This is a genomic window from Novosphingobium sp. (assembly GCF_020852455.1).
Lineage (GTDB): Bacteria > Pseudomonadota > Alphaproteobacteria > Sphingomonadales > Sphingomonadaceae > Novosphingobium.
The window spans coordinates 31,472-48,406 of the sequence record NZ_JADZAT010000015.1; the positions used below are offsets into that span (position 1 = coordinate 31,472).

Genomic DNA, 16,935 nt, shown 5'->3' on the forward strand with positions numbered 1-16,935 from the left:
TGCGATGCCCACGCCCGAACAGATGCAAGCCGCCGTCCATGCCTATGTCGAAGCCTTCGAGAAGCAGGACCCGGCCATGGCCGCGGCGCTCTTTGCCGATAATGCGGTGGTCGAGGACCCGATTGGCAGCCCGCCCAAGGTGGGGCAGGCCGCGATCCTGGAATTCTACACCCAGTCGATGGCGACCGGGGCCAGGCTGCATCTGACCGGCCCGATCCGCGTCGCCGCCGCGCATGCTGCTTTTGCCATGCAGGTCCGGCTCAACTGGGACGGCAAGGACATGGCGATCGACGTGATCGATACCTTTGCCTTTGACGATGCGGGCAAGGTCACGCTGATGCAGGCCTATTTCGGCCCCGGTAACATGCATGCTTGATCCGCTGCCGCTGACGATCCCGCATGCGGCCGAGGCTGCCGCGCGGGCCTGGCCCGATGCGCCGGCGGTGATCGAGCGCGGCGAGACCTGGACCTTTGCGCAGCTCTGGCAGGAAAGCCGCCGCGCGGCTTCGGCCTTGCTGGCGCGCGGGGTTAGCGCTGGCGACCGGATCGCGATCTGGGCGCCCAACTGCCGCGAATGGATCGTCGCGGGGATCGCGGCGATGAGCTGCGGCGCGGCGGTGGTCACACTCAATACCCGGCTCAAGGGCCGCGAGGCCGGCGATATCCTGCGCCGCACGCAGACCCGGCTGCTGTTTACGGTTGAGAGCTTCCTGGGGATCGACTACCGCGCGCTGATCGCGGACGAGGACCTGCCCGACCTCAAGGAAGTGCTGCTGCTCGACCGCCAGTTCGACACCTTCCTGGCTGAGGGCAGCGCGACCGATCCGGCAGTCGATACCGCGCTGGCCGGGATCAATGCCGATACCATTTCCGACATCCTGTTCACCAGCGGCACCACCGGCAGCCCCAAGGGCGTGCTGATGACCCACGGGCGCGTGCTGCCGCAGTGCGGGGTGTGGATCGGCAACACCGGGCTGTCGTTTGGCGAACGCTATCTGATCGCCAACCCGTTCTTCCATTCGTTCGGGATGAAGGTCGGCTGGGTCGCCTGTCTGCTGAGCGGGGCGGTGGCGGTGCCGATGGCGCAGTTCGAGGTGCATGAGGCGATCCGCCTGATCGAGCAGGAGCGGATCAGCTTTCTGCCCGGCCCGCCGACGATCTTCCAGATGCTGCTGAGCGAGCTGGAAAAGCAGCCGTTCGATTGCTCGTCATTGCGGGGGGGCACTACCGGTGCCGCCACCGTGCCGCCGGTACTGGTCGAGCGGATCCGCGATGAGCTGGGCATACGCGACATCATCACCGCCTACGGCATGACCGAATGCGTCAACATCACCTCGTGCCGCCCGGGCGATCCGGCCGAGACCATCGCCCAGACCTGCGGCGCGGCGATCCCCGGCAACGAAGTGATCGTTGCCGACGAAGCAGGCAACGAAGTGCCGCGCGGCGAAACCGGCGAAGTGCTGGTGCGCGGGCAGGGGGTGATGCTGGGCTATCTCGACGATCCCCGGGCTACCGCCGAAGCGATCGACCCCCAGGGCTGGTTGCACACCGGCGATGTCGGAACGATGGACGCGAACGGCTATCTGCGGATCACCGACCGCAAGAAGGATCTCTACATCTCGGGCGGGTTCAACGTCTATCCGGCCGAAGTCGAGAAGCTGCTGGCGGAGCACCCGGCGATCGCGATGGTTGCGGTTGTTGGCGTGGCTGACGAGCGGATGGGCGAAGTCGGCAAGGCTTATGTCGTGCTCCGCCCCGGTGCGGAAGTCAGCGAAGCCGAACTGATCGCCTGGAGCCGCGAGAACATGGCCAACTACAAGGTCCCGCGCAGCGTGGCCTTCGTCGAGGACCTGCCGCGCAATGCAAGCGGCAAGGTGCTCAAGACCGAGCTGCGCTGTTAGCGCCAACTGTTTCCCAACGACTACCGTCATCCCGGGCTTGACCCGGGATCCCGCTTTTTCCGCAACCTCGCGTTTGAGCGAGACGCTGAATTGGCAGCGGGACCCCGGATCAAGTCCGGGGTGACGGTTGAGTGCTGATGAGACAGCTCGCAGCGATCAAACCCGCTCAGGTCCTCGGCTCGTACCAGATCGGCGAGGAATAGGCGCGTTCCTGGGTGATCGGCTGCATCTCGGGCGTGATCTTCGTGCCGAACCGCAAGTGGTCGTAAACGATCCAGCGCGGGGTCGGGATTTCGAGCACGCGGACATAGTAGAAGGCGCGCAATTTCGGATCGAATTCCGGATCGCGCCAGACGGTGGCCAGCTCGGGTGCGCCGATCGAATTGCTGTAGCTGGCCCTGGCCAGATCGACCGTGTTGCCCACCGGGGGAAGCTTGCCATCGCTCAGCTGGCGCCGGGCCGGATCGCTCCACACCACGTCGAACACCTTCTCGTGCATCTGGCTATCGGCGCCGTACCAGCCCTTGACCACCTGCACCCGGTCAAGGTTGGCGCCGATCGGGTCCTTCAGTGCGGAAATAACGAAGCTGGGCACGCCCTGGCCCTGGGGCAGCACACCACCCATCGGCACGCCCTGGTCATAGCCAGCCTTGACCCAATCGCCCTGGAGAATCGCGGCATCGAAGGACCAGCCGCCAAACACCCGCAGCGTCATGCGCGGGCCGGTGGTGGCATAGACCTCGCGCCGCATCATCGCATCGAAGATCGCCGCACGGGTGTTGGCCCGGGCCCAGACCCCGGCATAGCCGCCCGCCAGGTAGTTCCAGTTGAACCGGCCGGACCGGGTGCCCAGATTGACGCCCGGATTGACCCGGTCCTTGCCTGCCACCGGTTCATTGCCGGTGTGCTTGCCAAAGAAGTTGTCCTCATCGGCGGTGGACAGGCCGGTGTGGCTGTCGGTCGAACCGATCAGGCCGAAGCGGTAGGGGTTGACCCCGGTCGCCGCCTCGATCGCCAGTCCGCGCTTGAGCGCTTCGCGAACATAGTTGCCGGCCTGCATCGCCGGGGTAGTCGCCTCGGTCATGTCGAGGTTGGACTTGTCCCAGCCCAGCGTGCCGTATCCGGCAAATTCGTCGTTGGGGGACAGCAGGCCATAGCTTTCACTGTCGCCCTTGATCTGGGTCGCCTCAACCACCGGTTCGTGCGCGGCGCGGCGGCGGGCATAGGCAGCGGTCATCGGTCCGCCCTGGGGCAGGTTCATTTCGAACATCAGCCCGTTCGACATGTTCGAATTGTGCGGGATCGCCAGCGCCCGTCCGCCGGTCAGCTTTTCATAGCGATCCATCCAGTCCCACAGCGCTTCGGGCTCGCTCGATGCCCTGGCGACTGCCGGAACGACTTGCCGCCCGAAATCGAACCCGTCACGCAGCATGACAACGCGGTGCAGGTTGTTGCCATTCGGCATCGAAGTGAATTCGAAGCCCAGGAAGGCGGTGAACTTGCCCGGATCGTTGAAGCGTTCGACCGTGCGGATCGACGCGCGCCAGATCGATTGCGCCTGCTGTGCGGTCTTCTTGGGATCGGCGATCTTGTCCGCGTTCTTCATGTCGCGGCCAAGGTCGATCATCTCGGCGGTGGCCTTCTGCGACTGTTCCGGCCCGGCATTGAACATGTCGTGCCAGCGCTTCAGCCGGTCATCGGGCAGCAGGAAACGCGGCGCATCAGCCAGCATCTTGGAAAAGCCCAGCCCATCGGAGTGGTCGGCAATCACCAGGAAGTCGAGTGGACGGGCCAGCCTGGCCGTGGCGCCGGTGGTGGCGGTCACTTGCTCGCCCCGGGCAAAACGCAGCGCCTGTTCGGGGCCCAGCCGGTTGCCAAACCCGAAGGCGTCGGGCGAATTGGCGGTGTGGAGATGGGTATCGCCCCAATAGACCCGCTGGGGATAGGGGGCGAGGGGGACACTCCCGTCCTCCTTGGCCGTGGCGCTGGTCAGGGCATCCTGCACCGGATCACTGCGCCAGCCCCACCAGGCCGCCCCCAGTGCGATTGCCGCGATCCCGAATTTCAGCGCTTTGCGCATGGCCAATCTCCCCATCAGGCAGTGATCGCGCTGACCACCTCTGCAGCTCCGCGCATCGCGCCTTCGATGTAGCCGACCCCGCCGGCATCGCCGATCGCGTGGACGGTGAACCCGGCGGCCTTGAGGCTGTCGGCCAGTGACAGGTCGCCTTCCGCGCCCTTGGCGACGATCACGGTATCGGCGGGTGCGGACTGCGCCGCACCGGTGCCGTCGGTCCAGGTCACGGCCTGCTTGCCGATCGCGATGTCTTGCGCGCCGGTTGCCAGGGTAACGCCGTGCTCCTTCAGTTCCGAAAGCAGCCGCATCCGCCGCACCAGGGTCAGCCCCTTGCCAAAGCGCGGACTGTCATCGACCACGGTCACCCGGCGGCCGCGCTCCATCAGGAATTCGGCCAGTTCGACGCCGACCAGTTCGCCGCCGATGATCACCACCTTGTCGCCGATCGGCATCCAGGCATGGGTCGCCTTGCGGACCAGATCGAGGTTGGCGGTTGCCCCGGTCGCCGCGCCGACCTTGGTGGCGAGGCGCGTGAACAGGCCAGTCTTGCGCTTCAGCGCGTCCGAGCTTTCGCCGAACATCATCTTGCGCATGTCATCGCCCGAGAACACATGGTCGAGGTCGTTACCGGGAATATCAGGCATGCCGCGCACCGCGCCGGTGGCGACGATCACCTCGTCCACGCCCAGTTCGCGCAGCAGATCCGGGGTGGCGCTGGTGTTCAGCCGCACGTCGATCCCGGCCTCGGCCACTTCGCCGCGCAGCCAGCCCAGCAGGCGTTCGTTGGGTTCATAGGCCAGTGCGGCAAAGCGTAGGGTCCCGCCAAGCCGTTCGCTCGCCTCGATCAGGGTCACCTTGTGCCCAAGCGCGGCCAGCCGCCGGGCGCTTTCCATGCCGCCCGGGCCGCCGCCGATTACCGCAACATGCTTGGGCGCGGCGGTCGCGGTCTTGCGTTCGAATTCCCAGCCCAGCTCGGAATTGACCGCGCAGCGCGAATGGGTGCCGGTGTAGATCGCGCTGACGCAGGTGTAGCAATAGATGCAGGGTCGGACCTTGTCCGGCATGCCCGCCAGCAGCTTGTTGGGCAGGTGTGGATCGGCCAGCAGTTTGCGTCCCATCGCGACGAAATCGGTGCCGCCCTTGCCGATCGTGCGATCGGCGGTTTCGGCCTCGATCCGGCCAGAGCCGATGACCGGGATCGAGACGGCCGACTTGATCTCGGCCGTGGCGGGCAGGTTGGTGTCCTCGATGTGCGGGATGTTCGATTCCGAATGCAGCTTGGCCTGCATGGTATCGTGATAGGCGGTAACGGTGATCGCATCGGCACCTGCGGCTTCGACCATCCTGGCCGATTGCTTGGCATCCTCGATCGTGATCCCGCCGTCTTTGCCCACTTCGCGGCTGTCGAGCTTGACCCAGATCGGGAAGTCCGGCCCGGTGGCAGCGCGGCAGGCGGCCAGCACTTCCAGCAGCAGCCGCATCCGGTTTTCCAGGCTGCCGCCGTACTTGTCAGTGCGGGTGTTGGTCTTGGGCGAAATGAAGCTCGACAGCAGGTAGCCGTGGCCAGAATGGATCTCGATTCCGTCGAACCCGGCCTGTTTCGCGCGCGCCGCGCCTTCGGCGAACTGGCGCACCACCTGGTCGATATCGTCCTGTTCCAGCACCTTGATCGTCGGCATGGTCATGCCGGTGAAGCCGGCCATTTCCTCGGGCAGGAAATAGTCCATGAAATCGCCGCCAGCCGGTGGTTTGGGCATTGCGGGTGCCCACAGCGGATGGCCCCATCGCGCCGAATAGCCCGCAACCAGCCCGCCATGGTGAAGCTGCGCGGCGATCTTGGCGCCGTGCTGGTGGACCCGCGTGCACAGTTCGGTCAGGCCGGGCAGGAACTTGTCATCGGAAATCGCGGTCTGCTGCCAGGCGACCGCGCCGACCGGCCAGGCCACCCCGGCCACACCGATGATGATCAGTCCGCTGCCGCCCCTGGCCTGTTCCTCGTGGTAGGCGATCAGCCGCTCGCCAACCGTGCCATCCTCTTCCGACAGGCTCATCCCCATGGCGGTCACGGCGATGCGGTTCTTGAGCTCCATCGTGCCGATGCGGCCCGGCGAGAGCAGGTGCGGATAGCGGTTCGATGTCATCGTGTTTCTCCCGCGGCGATCTATGCACGATGGCCGGTGCGGGGCAATTCCGGCCCGCCCCGGCATGGTGCAAATTCGGCCAAAATGGGCAGATCAGGCCTCGCGCGCGGTGCGCTGCCGGGCGAACAGGGGCAGGCGGGTGTACACCGCATCGCCGCTGCCCGGCTGGCCGCATTCCACGCCTTCGTCGATCCCCGGCCCGTCGCCTTTCTGGACCGGGCGGTCCTCGAACCAGTCGAGCACCAGCGAGCGGCGATGGAACCGCCAGATGCCATCGCGTTTCAGGTAGCGATCGAGATAGCGCCCGTGGGCGATCACCTCGCGCGAACCATCGGCGGTGCGGTGATAGGCCATGGTCACCAGCTCGCCTTCGGCCGCGTCGCCGGCGATCACGAAGTTCATGTTGGATATGACGTGCGAGGTCAGCTGCCAGTGCGCCAGGATCGAGGGCAGCCAGGCAACGTATTCGTCGGGCCCGCCCTTGAACATCGGCGAATGATCGTCCTCGGCATCGTCGTGATAGAGGCTGCGCAGCAGCGCGAAGTCCTGCCGGTCAATCGCATGGCAATAGGCCCAGGCCAGCTTTTGAAGCGCGATCCGGTCAAGCGCCTCGGCCAGCTCGACCGGGGAGGGGGTCAGGCTGTCAGACACCGAACCCGCCCGAGACCGAGATGGTCTGCCCGGTGACGTAATTGGCCTTGTGCGAAGCGAAGAACACCGCCGCCGCGCCGATATCCTCGGCTTGACCCCAGCGGCGCAGGCACAGCAGCTTGTGGGTTTCCTCGATCCATTGCTGGTCGAACACCCCCTGGGCCGACAGTTCGTGGAACATGCCAGCGTCGATCACCCCGACCAGCACCGTATTGGCGCGGATGTTGTGTTCGCCCTCTTCCTTGGCGATGCCCTTGATCAGGGCTTCGTTGGCGGCCTTGGGCACCACCGAGAGGCCGTCGAGCTTGGGGAACCAGTCGTGCCCGGCGGAGCCGAGGTGGACGAAGCTGCCGCCGCCCATCGCGCGCATGTGCGGGATCACCGCGCGGGCTGCGTTGTAGAACCCGAAAGCCTCAACCTCCATCGCATTGCGGAACATCGCATCGTCCCATTCGGCCAGCGGGGTCTGCGAGACCAACGGACCGGCACCCCAGACCAGCGAGTGGATCCGGCCATGTTCGGCAATGATCCCGGCCAGCGCCGCTTCGACCGAGGCCCGCTCGCGCACATCGACCTGGTGGATCGTTGCCCGGGCGCCGGTCGCGGCAATCGCCGCCGCGGTCCGTTCGGCCACTTCGCGCTTGGTGCGATAGCAGACTGCAACGTCGCTGCCGGCCTTGCCGAACTCCAGCGCGACCCCCTGGCCGATCCCCCCGCTGCCGCCGAACACCACGCAGGCCCCTGCCGGAAAGTCCTTGTCCATCGCCATCTCCCAACGGTCATTTTTCGCAAGTGACTGTGCCACAGCTTGTGCCGGTGCACATAACCCTTTTGGGTGATGCTGGTGTGTCAACGTGGTGACAGTCAAGTGCGCGTTGAGTGTATGCGGAAGGACAGGTCGATGGGAGAAGAAGGGCGCAAGCTGCGCTATGCGATCATTGGTGCGGGGATGGCCGGCATCCTGGCCGCGATCAAGCTGAAGCAGCGCGGGGAGCAGTTCACCGTCTTTGAAAAGGCAACGAAAATTGGCGGAACCTGGCGCGAAAACCGGTATCCAGGGCTGACCTGCGATGTGCCCGCGCACGCCTATACCTATTCGTTTGAACCCTATCCCGAATGGCGCTCCTACTATGCCACCGGCGCGGAAATTCAGACGTATTTTGAAATGGTTGCGGAAAAATACGGGATCATGCCGGCGATCCGCTTCGGCTGCGAAGTCAGCGGCCTGGTCTATGACGATTCACGCGCAACCTGGACCCTGACCCTGGCCAGCGACGAGAAGGTCGAAGCCGATGTGGTTATCGTCGCTTCCGGCGTCCTGCATCACCCGCGCCTGCCTGAAATCGAGGGGCTGGACAGCTTTGCCGGCCCTGCCTTCCACACCGCCCGGTGGGATGACAGCGCTCCGATCGAAGGCGCAAACGTCGGCCTGATCGGCTGCGGTTCGACCGGGGTCCAGATCGTTACCGCGATCAACAAGGTGGTGAACAAGCTGGTCCATTTCCAGCGTTCGCCGCAGTGGATCATGCCGGTGCCGCAGTTCGACTATACCGATGAGGATCGCGCGGGCTTCCGCAAGGATCCCGCGCTGATGGATGCGATCCGTTACAGCGATGATTACATCGGCGCGATCATCCGCTTTACCGACGCGATCACCGATATCGACGGACCCAAGATGGCCGAAATCGAGGAGATCTGTCGTCAGAACCTCGAAACCAGCGTTCGCGACCCGGAACTGCGCGAAAAGCTGCGCCCTGATTATCGCGCGGCCTGCAAACGCCTGATCTATTCGTGGGGGTACTACGAGGAAGTCCAGCACCCCGCTGTCCATGTCGAAACCGGCCGGATCGCGCGGGTCGAGCCGCAGGGTGTACGGATGGAGGATGGGACGTTCCACCCGCTTGATACGCTGGTGCTGGCCACCGGGTTCCAGGCCGATCGGTTCATCCGCCCGGCCACGGTCAGCGGGCAGGGCGGAGCGACGCTCGACGAGGCCTGGAAGGTTCGGCCCAGCGCGCATTATGCGATGACGATCCCGGGTTTTCCCAACTTCTTCATGCTCAACGGCCCGACCGGACCGGTCGGCAACTTCTCGCTGATCGACATTGCCGAGCGGCAGTGGGACTATATCGATCAGCTGATCGAAGAGCTGCGGGCCGGCCGAGCCCGCGCAGTGGTCCCGACCGCAGAGGCCTTCGCCGACTATGAACAGCGGCGGATCGACGCGGCCCGAAAGACGATTTTCGCTTCGGGTTGTTCGAGCTGGTACCTCGACGATGAAGGCGTTCCGGCAAGCTGGCCCTGGAGCTATGATGCATTCGCCGAGGCGATGGCCAAGCCGGTCATGAGCGAGTTCGAGTTCGCGTCCTGAAGGACATATAGAACAAGATATAAGCGGGAGAACCTGAATGAAATTCTCGATCATTTACGAAGCCCAGATGGTCGATACCAGCCGGGCCAACGAGCAGGCGGTGTTCCTGCAGATCGTCGAGCAGGCCAAGTATGCCGAACTGCATGGCTTTGATTGCATCTGGTGCGTCGAACACACCGCGTTGACCCAGTATGCCCACATGTCCGCGCCCGAAACGGTGCTGGCCTTCATCGCCGGGGCGACCAGCCGGATCCACGTTGGCCACGGCGTGGTCTGCCTGCCGCCAGCGATGAACCATCCGGTCAAGGTGGCGGAACGGATCGCGACGCTTGATATCCTTTCGCAGGGGCGGCTCCATTTCGGCGTGGGCAAGGGCGGGACCCAGCAGGAGGCCGGAACTTTCGGCTATGACCTCAACGACCTGGGGCCGATGATTGATGAATCGATGTACCTGATCCCCAAGATCATGGTGCAGGATGAAATCGAGCACGACGGCGAGTTCATCAAGATCCCGCGCCGCCCGATCCATCCCAAGCCTTACCAGGATCCGCACCCGCCGATGTACATGGCCTGCACCCGCGAGGCGACTTTGCTGGCTGCCGGCGGACGCGGGATCGGTGCGCTGGTGCTGGGCTTCTCGGGGCCGGACGAGATTGCCAAGAAAAACGCGATCTACCGCGAGGCTTTCCGCAATCGCAAGGCCGAGGACCAGGTGGGCTTTCGCCCGACCGAGCACCTGGCCGCCCTGTGCGCCGCAACCGTGCTGGACGACCGCGAAAAGGCCCGCAAGATCGGGCTGCGCGGCCAGCGCTTCTTTGCTGAAAGCATCGCCTACTGGTACCAGGGCGGGCCGCGCCCGACAGTTGACGAGGATACCAGCGCGGACGAGCACGCCCAGGTCCTCGAGGCCGGCAAGCAGGCGACAATCGCTTACCTGTCCGAAGAGGCGATCCCGGTCGGCGATGAGCACCTGTCAAACTACACGATCGCCCAGGATGCCTATGGTACTCCCGACGATTGCATCCGCTATGTCCAGAGGCTGATCGACGCTGGGGCGGACGAGATCCTGTTCATGTTCCAGATGGGCGGAATCCCGCACGAGGTGATCATGGAAACGATCCGCAACATCGGGGAAAAGGTCATCCCGCATTTCCGCAAGGGGTGAAGCTGGGCTATCAGGGCGGGGATGCAGCACGTGCTTGATCCCCGCTATTCATCGCTGCTGGCCAGGCTCTATGGCGGGATCGATGCCGAACGTCCGTGGGAATCCTTCCTCGAAGCACTGGCTGACTGGCTGCAAGCCGATTTCGCGACTCTGATCATTGCTGCTCGCGGCCGTCCCTTGCCGGGAACATTTGTCTCGCCCGGCGCGGATCCGGCACGCGTTGCCGAATATATGGAGCGCCTCTTCGCCCAGGATCCGTTTCGCGACCTGCCCGATGGCCGGGTAACCAGTTTTGCCGAATTTCTGGCGCAGCGCGAGCCTGAGCAACTGGCCGAATACCGCGAGTATCTCGCGCTTGCCGGGGGTGAGCAGGTGCTTGCGGTTGACCTGCGCTTTCCCAATCGCTTCGAAGCGCGCTTTCGCCTGACCCGCAGAAGCGAGCGCGACAATTTCACCGCGCAGGACCGCGCCCGCCTGCAGGAACTGGTTCCGCACCTGCGCACTGCGGTGGAACTGTTCGAACGGCTGGAATTCGCCCGGGCCGAGCACAGCGTCTATCGCAGTGCCACCGATGGCCTGGGGCTGGCACTGCTGGTGCTGGATCGCGAACTGCGCCCGGTCAGCGCCAACCACCTCGCGGAACGGCTATTGAGCGAAGGGGAGGGCGTGCGGCTGGCGGGCGGCAAGCTACGCTTTGCCGCTGCGGAAGCGGGGCAACGGCTTGCCGAACTGCTGGACGGCGGGGCCGCACTGGGAATCGCGCGGTTCCGTGTCGCCCGGCCCGAACATGGCGATCTGGTGGTGACCGCGCGCGCGATTGACTTGCCCGCGACCCATTCGGGCGCTGGCGCACTGGCCCTGTTCCTGGCCCGCCCCTGGGACGAGCGCCTGCAGGACCCCGAAACGATCAGCGCGCTGCTGGGCGTGACGCCAGCCGAAGGACGCCTCTGCGCAATGCTGGGCAAGGGGCAATCGCTGGGCGAAGCCGCTGAAGCGCTGGGCATCGCCTACAACACCGCCAAGGTCCAGCTGCGCTCGATCTTCACCAAGACGCAGGTCAACCGCCAGGCGCAGCTGATCAGCCTGCTGCGGCAGTTGCCGGGTTGACCGTTTCGGAGAGAAAATTGGTCGGGACGAGAGGATTCGAACCTCCGACCCCCACACCCCCAGCCGGAAAATTGGGCGGTCGCTAACGCACCGAAAATCAACAGAAAACCTTGATTTTCCGGGCGTTCTTGGGTATCTCCGTGGTGCTGTGGTGGTGCAGATTGTTCCGTTTTGTTCCACCCCGTTTCATCATTTTGCACCACCACAGCACCACGGGATTTCAAGTTCTGCAAACCGGTGAGGTCACGCTATGCGCGCTGCATTAACCCAATTGGCTGTCGACAGAATCGTACCGACGCAGCGTCCCGTCGAGCATCGCGACACCCGCCTCAAGGGACTGGTTTTGCGGGTGACGCCCGGCGGTTCGAAGTCATGGTATTGTGAGTTCGCTCGGGGCAAGCGCGTCTGGCTGGGTCGTGCCGATGTCCTTGGTGTCACTGAGGCGCGTGAAAGCGCGCGGGCAATCCTCGCTGTAGTTTTTCAAGGGATCGATCCGATCGAGGCGCGCAAGCCAAAGGCAGAGATGCCCACCTTTGGCGACTATCTTGATGGCGACTACGCGGATTGGGCAAAGTCCAGCCAGAAGGCCCATGCGCAGAACCTCAATCGGCTCAAGACCGCATTCAAGGCGCTGCTCAAAAAGTCGCTCGACAAGATTACGGCGCTCGATGTCGAGCGCTGGCGGGCCAAAGAGGTCGAACGCGGCCTCAGCAACCAGACAATCAACCGGGACATCGCCTCGATCAAGGCCTGTTTCAACCGCGCAGTCGATTGGGGCATTCTTCCCGCGAACCCTCTGGCCAAGGTCCGAAAGGCGCGGGTCGATGATTGCCTCAAGGTTCGCTATCTCAGCGAAGCCGAGGAAGCACGGCTGCGCGCAGCAATCGAGGAACGGGAAGAGCGTCGCCGCGCCGAACGCGACACGGCCAACCGCTGGCGGGCAGAGCGCGGTTATGTGCTGCTACCCAGCCTGCGCGATTCGGTCTTCACCGATCACGTCAAGCCGCTGATCCTGATGTCGATCAACACTGGGTGTCGCCGGGGAGAGCTGTTCGACCTCACCTGGTCGAACGTCAATCTTGACCGGCGTATCCTGACGGTGACCGGGGCAACGGCGAAATCACGCCGGACGCGTCATATCCCGCTCAACCGCGAAGCCATGTCGGTCCTGCTCAACTGGCGCGCGCAGAGCGAGGATACTTCCGGGCTGGTGTTCGTCAACGAACAGGGGGAGCGGTTCGATCGTGCGAATTCGTCATGGCGGCGTTTGCTCAAGGACGCACAGATTGCCGAATTCCGCTGGCATGACATGCGCCACCATTTCGCCTCGCGCCTGGCCATGGGTGGCGTCGATCTCAACACGATCCGCGAGCTGCTGGGCCATAGCGACTATACGATGACGCTCCGCTACGCTCATCTCGCGCCGGAGTTCAAGCTGAAGGCCGTCGAAGTGCTCGATGAGGCCAGAGAGGCGGCGCTGAGCGGCGCCAAGGTTCTCTCGATAGTTCGTTGAAGCCGATTAATTGTATCGGTTGCGCTTGGCATCGTGTTGGAGATTGACCAAGGCTGGCCGTTACCGTCGAACATCGTCTCACACGAGTTTGAGAGCGGCGATTTGTTCTGAGACGGCGCGTGTGATCGAGGGCAGATCCGTATTGTTCGTGAATTGATACTCAGCTCTACCCAGGGTAACTCCCTTCCCCAACTCAGAGAGCTCCAGATTGTCGCGAAGCATCATGTCTTCGGCACTCATCGATCGACTATTTCGGTTCGCCAGACGCTCGAGACGAAGATGACGGTGCGCATGGATGGAGAATGCGTAGGTTCTCTCTCCTAGTCCGGAGATTTGGTCCAGTTCCGATGGGCTGCAAACCGAATCAATTAAGAGGAGGTCGCAAGATCCGAGGGCGCCAATGATCGAGTGTTTCAAGGCGATCGCCGCCGCTGCCTGCCCGTATTTTTCGCGAAGTTCGATCTGGACTTGCCGTTCCACCGACGGGGAAGCCTCCCACCCGCGGCTACGAATTTCATTTCTGATTGCATCTCCAAGCGATACGGACATTGCGGGGATGAGCTTGGCTACCGATCGAATGACGTCGGTCTTACCAACCCCGCATAACCCGCTAAACGTTATTATCATTTTGCTCATCGTTTAAATCCAGATTGAGCTGCCTATCGGATGAATTGTAAGGAATATTATGACCAAACTTTCGCCGTTTTGTGTCGTATAGTCTGGTGATGTGGATACTGGCATTGTTAGAATATAGAGGCTCCGGCGTTACCGAAATCCCAGCAGCTTCAACATCTGCAATCTTCTCAGGGTTATTAGTCATGAGATGAATGCGTTCGAACCCTTTACCTTTGAGGTAATCACCAACGGATCTGAAATTGCGGCATTCTGGAGGCTCGCCGATCAATCGACGGGATTCGAACGTATCGATTCCCTCGACTTCAAGCGCGGTCGCCTTGACCTTCGCCGCAAGTCCTATCCCCCTGCCGTCTAACCTGAGATAAAACAGGATTCCAGCACCGGCGCTCTGCATTCGACCCAGAGCGAGTTCTAGTTGATCCTTGCAGTCGCAAAGCTCGCTGTCGAAAGCCTCGGCAAAAACGCATTCTGAATGGATTCGCACTAGCGGACTCTGTGATTGCGTCGGATTGCCCACCATGACCACCAGGTCGCCATCGATCGCATCGGTGAAGGTCTCTGATATCACCGTAAGTTTGCCCCACTTCCGGCTGCGGAAGGTTGCTTGCTCACCTACGAAGTTTTTCAAATAGTCTCTCACTGCGCCTGACCGTCCAGAAAAGATGCGCGCCGCACGCTGGCGGCCACCTCGCTCAAGAGAGAGTCCATGACGGCATCTCTGTTCGCTTCACTTAGTTGCACGATATTAGTGCGATAATGCTCTTTGACCGATTGTAGGAACGGATTGGATGCAACGGATATTGTCGCTATCACCGTCGATGCGCTATCTTTCAAAAGCTCGCTTATTGCGTCTTTGAATCGAGACGACGAAATCTGCATCTCGCCGATTTCGTCAAGGATGATGATCTTGCCGCCTTTAGATTCTCTCCGGACGTCGTCGGCTATCTCGTCCCAAACGGCGGTCTCGAAATCATAGTTGAGAATACCACTTATGTCTTTCTGGGCGCCCTCTTTTCTTAGGGCGAACGGCCTGGTTGTGCCTTCGTCCCCGTTTATGACAATCTCGAAGCCAGCACGCTCTCCTTCGCGCATGATTTCCCGGGAAACAACCGAGTAAACGTGCTGATTGCTTGATCGAAGCTGATCGATCAATCTATTGATGATCGTAGTCTTACCAGAGCGGGGGGATCCACTCAAAAGTATGAACTTAGAGCAGCTTTCAAACAGCGTATCAAATTCATCGCAAAAGTGAGACACGACTCTGGGGGAAAATTCAGAGTCGATTTCGAAATCAAGTTTCTTTGCGAATGGTATTCTGAATCCAGCAATTCGAACAATTCCTTTGGAAACGAACGAAGGATGTCTCCCATCCGATACGGTCGACGTATAGCCGATATCATACTCACTGTATCGAACCGTAATATTCTCCGACCTCGGGCCGACCTTCGACGATATGTAAGACATCTGACTTAGAAAAAGGTCGGCTCGTTTCAGTATTGAACTGTCACTTTGGAGATTTTCGTTACGGAAGGCGAGGTTCAACGCTGGAAGCGGGGAAGGCGAAGAGACGACGAGTTTCAGGCTCCCACCTCGATTCACGAAATCTATGATGCCAGCCTGCGAATGCTCGGTGACGAGACTCCCAGTCTCTTGAATCATGATTATCGACGAATGAGCGGATCGGATGACATCGTCTTCCGGGGATTTGCTCTTAAAGAAACGATCTGCGGGCAGAATTTTCTGCGATCCGATAATGATGTCAAGACTTTGTTGCTGTTTCGACCTAGCGACTCTGTCCTTCAGAAGTCCGAACGCTATCAATGAGAGCGTCAGGAGCATGGCAGCAGAGATATATTCGGCTTTGGTGCCGCCTAACACGGCATATACTGTAACTGCTAGGGCGACGATAAGTGCAACAGCGGCATCGAGATTCTCGGGCCAGATTAGCGTCCAAAGCCTGTTCACAAGTTATTCTCCATCCAATGTTTTGTGTCTAACGCCCGCTTCCCTTCACGCCAAGCCATTCGCGCTGCACGGTCGTGTCTTCCCGGTTTTCTCGAACCTAACGGCAAGTCTTCCTATAGCTTGCCGTTCCCCTTGGCGAGCACTGCGAAGCCATCGGCGATCATGTCCACGCAGTAGCGGGTCATGCCCTCGGCTTCATATCTGGTCGGGCGGACCCGTCCGGTGATCCGCACCAGGTCGCCGGTCGTTGCTTTCTCGGTCAGGCGGCGTAGCTTGCCGAACAAGGTAACGCGGTTCCAATGGGGATCGGATTTCCATTCGTTGCCGTCGCGGCGATTGTAGTTGGCGGCGACCGAGATGTGGGTGACATCTTTGGCGGCATCGATCTTGCCGATGCGCCCGATGATGTGAAATTCGGCGATGTTCTGCATGGTGCTTCTCCTGATCGTGCCAGGCGAACTGTCCTGACGGCCTTGGTGGGGCCGCGCGTCGTCCGCGCGCAAGCCAAAAAGCGGAGGCTCCATTCGTGGAAACCGCAGGCGCGGTACGCGCCGGTTTTTTGCTTGCGCGAGGATGGCGAAAAGCGGTCATAGGTCCGTCAATCAAGGGCAGGAGCTAGTGCGGTCAGGCAGAGACCTGGACATCGCACGACTTGACAGATGTAGGCAAATATGACTACAAACGGCGATGCCTCGCCCCACGCTTCGGACTATTTCCTGGATCAAGGCGGCGCGGAAGGATTTCGAGGCGTTTCCGGCCCGTGCGATCGATCGGGCGCTTGATGCATTGACGATCGTGGCAGATGGCGGAACGCCGGATGTGGCAAAGCCGCTTGCCGGACTTGGCACCGGAGTCTGGGAGCTGGCAATCAAAGAGCGTGGCGACGCCTATCGGGTCGTTTACGCGTTGCAACTGGGCGACGATGTCTGGGTGGTCCATGCCTTCCAGAAGAAGTCGACCAAGGGAATTTCAACGCCGCGCCATGAGATCGACCTCGTGCGCGACAGGATCAAGCGGCTGAAGGAGATGCTGGCATGACCGATCAAACCGACGACATCGAGCTGGTGCGCGGGTCCGGCAATGTCTTTGCTGACTTCGACGCGCCCGATGCGAGCCTGCGCCAGCTTCGGGCGATCCTTGCCGCTGAAGTGATCAAGACCCTCGATAAGGAGCGGCTGACCGTTCGCGATGCGGAGGCGCGCACCGGCATTGCGGCGGCTGATTTTTCGCGCATCCGTCAGTCCAAGCTCGACCGGTTTACTGTTGATCGGCTGATGCGTGTCCTCGACCGGCTTAACCGCGATGTCAGGGTCAAGATTTCGGTCGGCCCGCGCGTTGCAACCACGCGAAGGCCGTCACCTTCGCATTTGGCTGCTTGAGCCGAAAGTAAATCGGAATGCGCGGCCCG

16 protein-coding genes are annotated in these 16,935 nt (G+C 61.9%); 8 read left to right on the top strand and 8 right to left on the bottom strand.

Features of this window, described 5'->3' with window-relative positions; translation table 11 throughout:
- The first annotated feature begins 4 nt into the window (after window positions 1-4).
- Both IT549_RS07730 and IT549_RS07735 read left to right on the top strand, forming a co-directional pair.
- Entirely contained in the window at window positions 5-376 is a 372-nt protein-coding gene (locus IT549_RS07730; protein ID WP_292971658.1) for a nuclear transport factor 2 family protein, read from the top strand.
- On the top strand, window positions 369-1,901 hold the full coding sequence (locus tag IT549_RS07735; protein ID WP_292971660.1) for a FadD3 family acyl-CoA ligase: 1,533 nt from the start codon (window positions 369-371) through the stop codon (window positions 1,899-1,901). Before IT549_RS07730 ends, IT549_RS07735 begins: the two co-directional genes overlap by 8 nt.
- Before the next feature lie 166 nt (window positions 1,902-2,067).
- On the opposite strand, the gene IT549_RS07740 is transcribed toward IT549_RS07735, so the two are convergent.
- From IT549_RS07740 to IT549_RS07755, 4 genes are all read right to left on the bottom strand, one after another.
- Complete coding sequence (locus IT549_RS07740; protein WP_292971663.1) at window positions 2,068-3,981, bottom strand: DUF3604 domain-containing protein; 1,914 nt, start codon at window positions 3,979-3,981, stop codon at window positions 2,068-2,070.
- A gap of 14 nt (window positions 3,982-3,995) precedes the next feature.
- A complete protein-coding gene (locus IT549_RS07745; protein ID WP_292971665.1) occupies window positions 3,996-6,119 on the bottom strand; it encodes an NAD(P)/FAD-dependent oxidoreductase in 2,124 nt (707 codons plus the stop codon).
- Window positions 6,120-6,212: 93 nt separating this feature from the next.
- Entirely contained in the window at window positions 6,213-6,770 is a 558-nt protein-coding gene (locus IT549_RS07750) for a nuclear transport factor 2 family protein (protein ID WP_292971668.1), read from the bottom strand.
- Window positions 6,763-7,533 (bottom strand): SDR family oxidoreductase, encoded by a 771-nt coding sequence (locus IT549_RS07755; RefSeq protein WP_292972097.1) that lies wholly within the window; start codon window positions 7,531-7,533, stop codon window positions 6,763-6,765. The genes IT549_RS07750 and IT549_RS07755 overlap by 8 nt, the downstream gene beginning before the upstream one ends.
- Before the next feature lie 138 nt (window positions 7,534-7,671).
- Between IT549_RS07755 and IT549_RS07760 the strand changes: the two genes are divergently transcribed.
- The 4 genes from IT549_RS07760 (at window position 7,672) to IT549_RS07775 (ending at window position 12,926) form a co-directional block, all read left to right on the top strand.
- Window positions 7,672-9,141, top strand: coding sequence for an NAD(P)/FAD-dependent oxidoreductase (locus IT549_RS07760; protein ID WP_292971671.1), 1,470 nt, complete (start codon window positions 7,672-7,674; stop codon window positions 9,139-9,141).
- A 37-nt stretch (window positions 9,142-9,178) separates the two neighbouring features.
- Entirely contained in the window at window positions 9,179-10,306 is a 1,128-nt protein-coding gene (locus IT549_RS07765; RefSeq protein ID WP_292971674.1) for an LLM class flavin-dependent oxidoreductase, read from the top strand.
- A gap of 21 nt (window positions 10,307-10,327) precedes the next feature.
- Window positions 10,328-11,413 (top strand): helix-turn-helix transcriptional regulator, encoded by a 1,086-nt coding sequence (locus tag IT549_RS07770; protein WP_292971676.1) that lies wholly within the window; start codon window positions 10,328-10,330, stop codon window positions 11,411-11,413.
- A 271-nt stretch (window positions 11,414-11,684) separates the two neighbouring features.
- Window positions 11,685-12,926 carry a tyrosine-type recombinase/integrase gene (locus IT549_RS07775; RefSeq protein WP_292971678.1) on the top strand — a complete coding sequence of 414 codons (1,242 nt, stop codon included), beginning with the start codon at window positions 11,685-11,687 and terminating at the stop codon, window positions 12,924-12,926.
- Window positions 12,927-13,004: 78 nt separating this feature from the next.
- Here the strand turns inward: IT549_RS07775 and IT549_RS07780 are convergent, their stop codons facing one another.
- From IT549_RS07780 to IT549_RS07795, 4 genes are all read right to left on the bottom strand, one after another.
- Window positions 13,005-13,562 (bottom strand): AAA family ATPase, encoded by a 558-nt coding sequence (locus IT549_RS07780; protein ID WP_292971680.1) that lies wholly within the window; start codon window positions 13,560-13,562, stop codon window positions 13,005-13,007.
- A complete protein-coding gene (locus IT549_RS07785; RefSeq protein ID WP_292971682.1) occupies window positions 13,537-14,202 on the bottom strand; it encodes a hypothetical protein in 666 nt (221 codons plus the stop codon). The genes IT549_RS07780 and IT549_RS07785 overlap by 26 nt, the downstream gene beginning before the upstream one ends.
- Window positions 14,199-15,527, bottom strand: coding sequence for a nucleoside-triphosphatase (locus IT549_RS07790; protein WP_292971685.1), 1,329 nt, complete (start codon window positions 15,525-15,527; stop codon window positions 14,199-14,201). Before IT549_RS07790 ends, IT549_RS07785 begins: the two co-directional genes overlap by 4 nt.
- A gap of 113 nt (window positions 15,528-15,640) precedes the next feature.
- Complete coding sequence (locus IT549_RS07795) at window positions 15,641-15,958, bottom strand: single-stranded DNA-binding protein (RefSeq protein ID WP_292971688.1); 318 nt, start codon at window positions 15,956-15,958, stop codon at window positions 15,641-15,643.
- A gap of 256 nt (window positions 15,959-16,214) precedes the next feature.
- On the opposite strand from IT549_RS07795, the gene IT549_RS07800 reads away from it, so the two are divergent.
- Together IT549_RS07800 and IT549_RS07805 are read left to right on the top strand one after the other, a co-directional pair.
- Window positions 16,215-16,565 (top strand): type II toxin-antitoxin system RelE/ParE family toxin, encoded by a 351-nt coding sequence (locus tag IT549_RS07800; protein WP_292971690.1) that lies wholly within the window; start codon window positions 16,215-16,217, stop codon window positions 16,563-16,565.
- Complete coding sequence (locus IT549_RS07805; protein ID WP_292971692.1) at window positions 16,562-16,906, top strand: helix-turn-helix transcriptional regulator; 345 nt, start codon at window positions 16,562-16,564, stop codon at window positions 16,904-16,906. The genes IT549_RS07800 and IT549_RS07805 overlap by 4 nt, the downstream gene beginning before the upstream one ends.
- Window positions 16,907-16,935 lie beyond the last annotated feature (29 nt).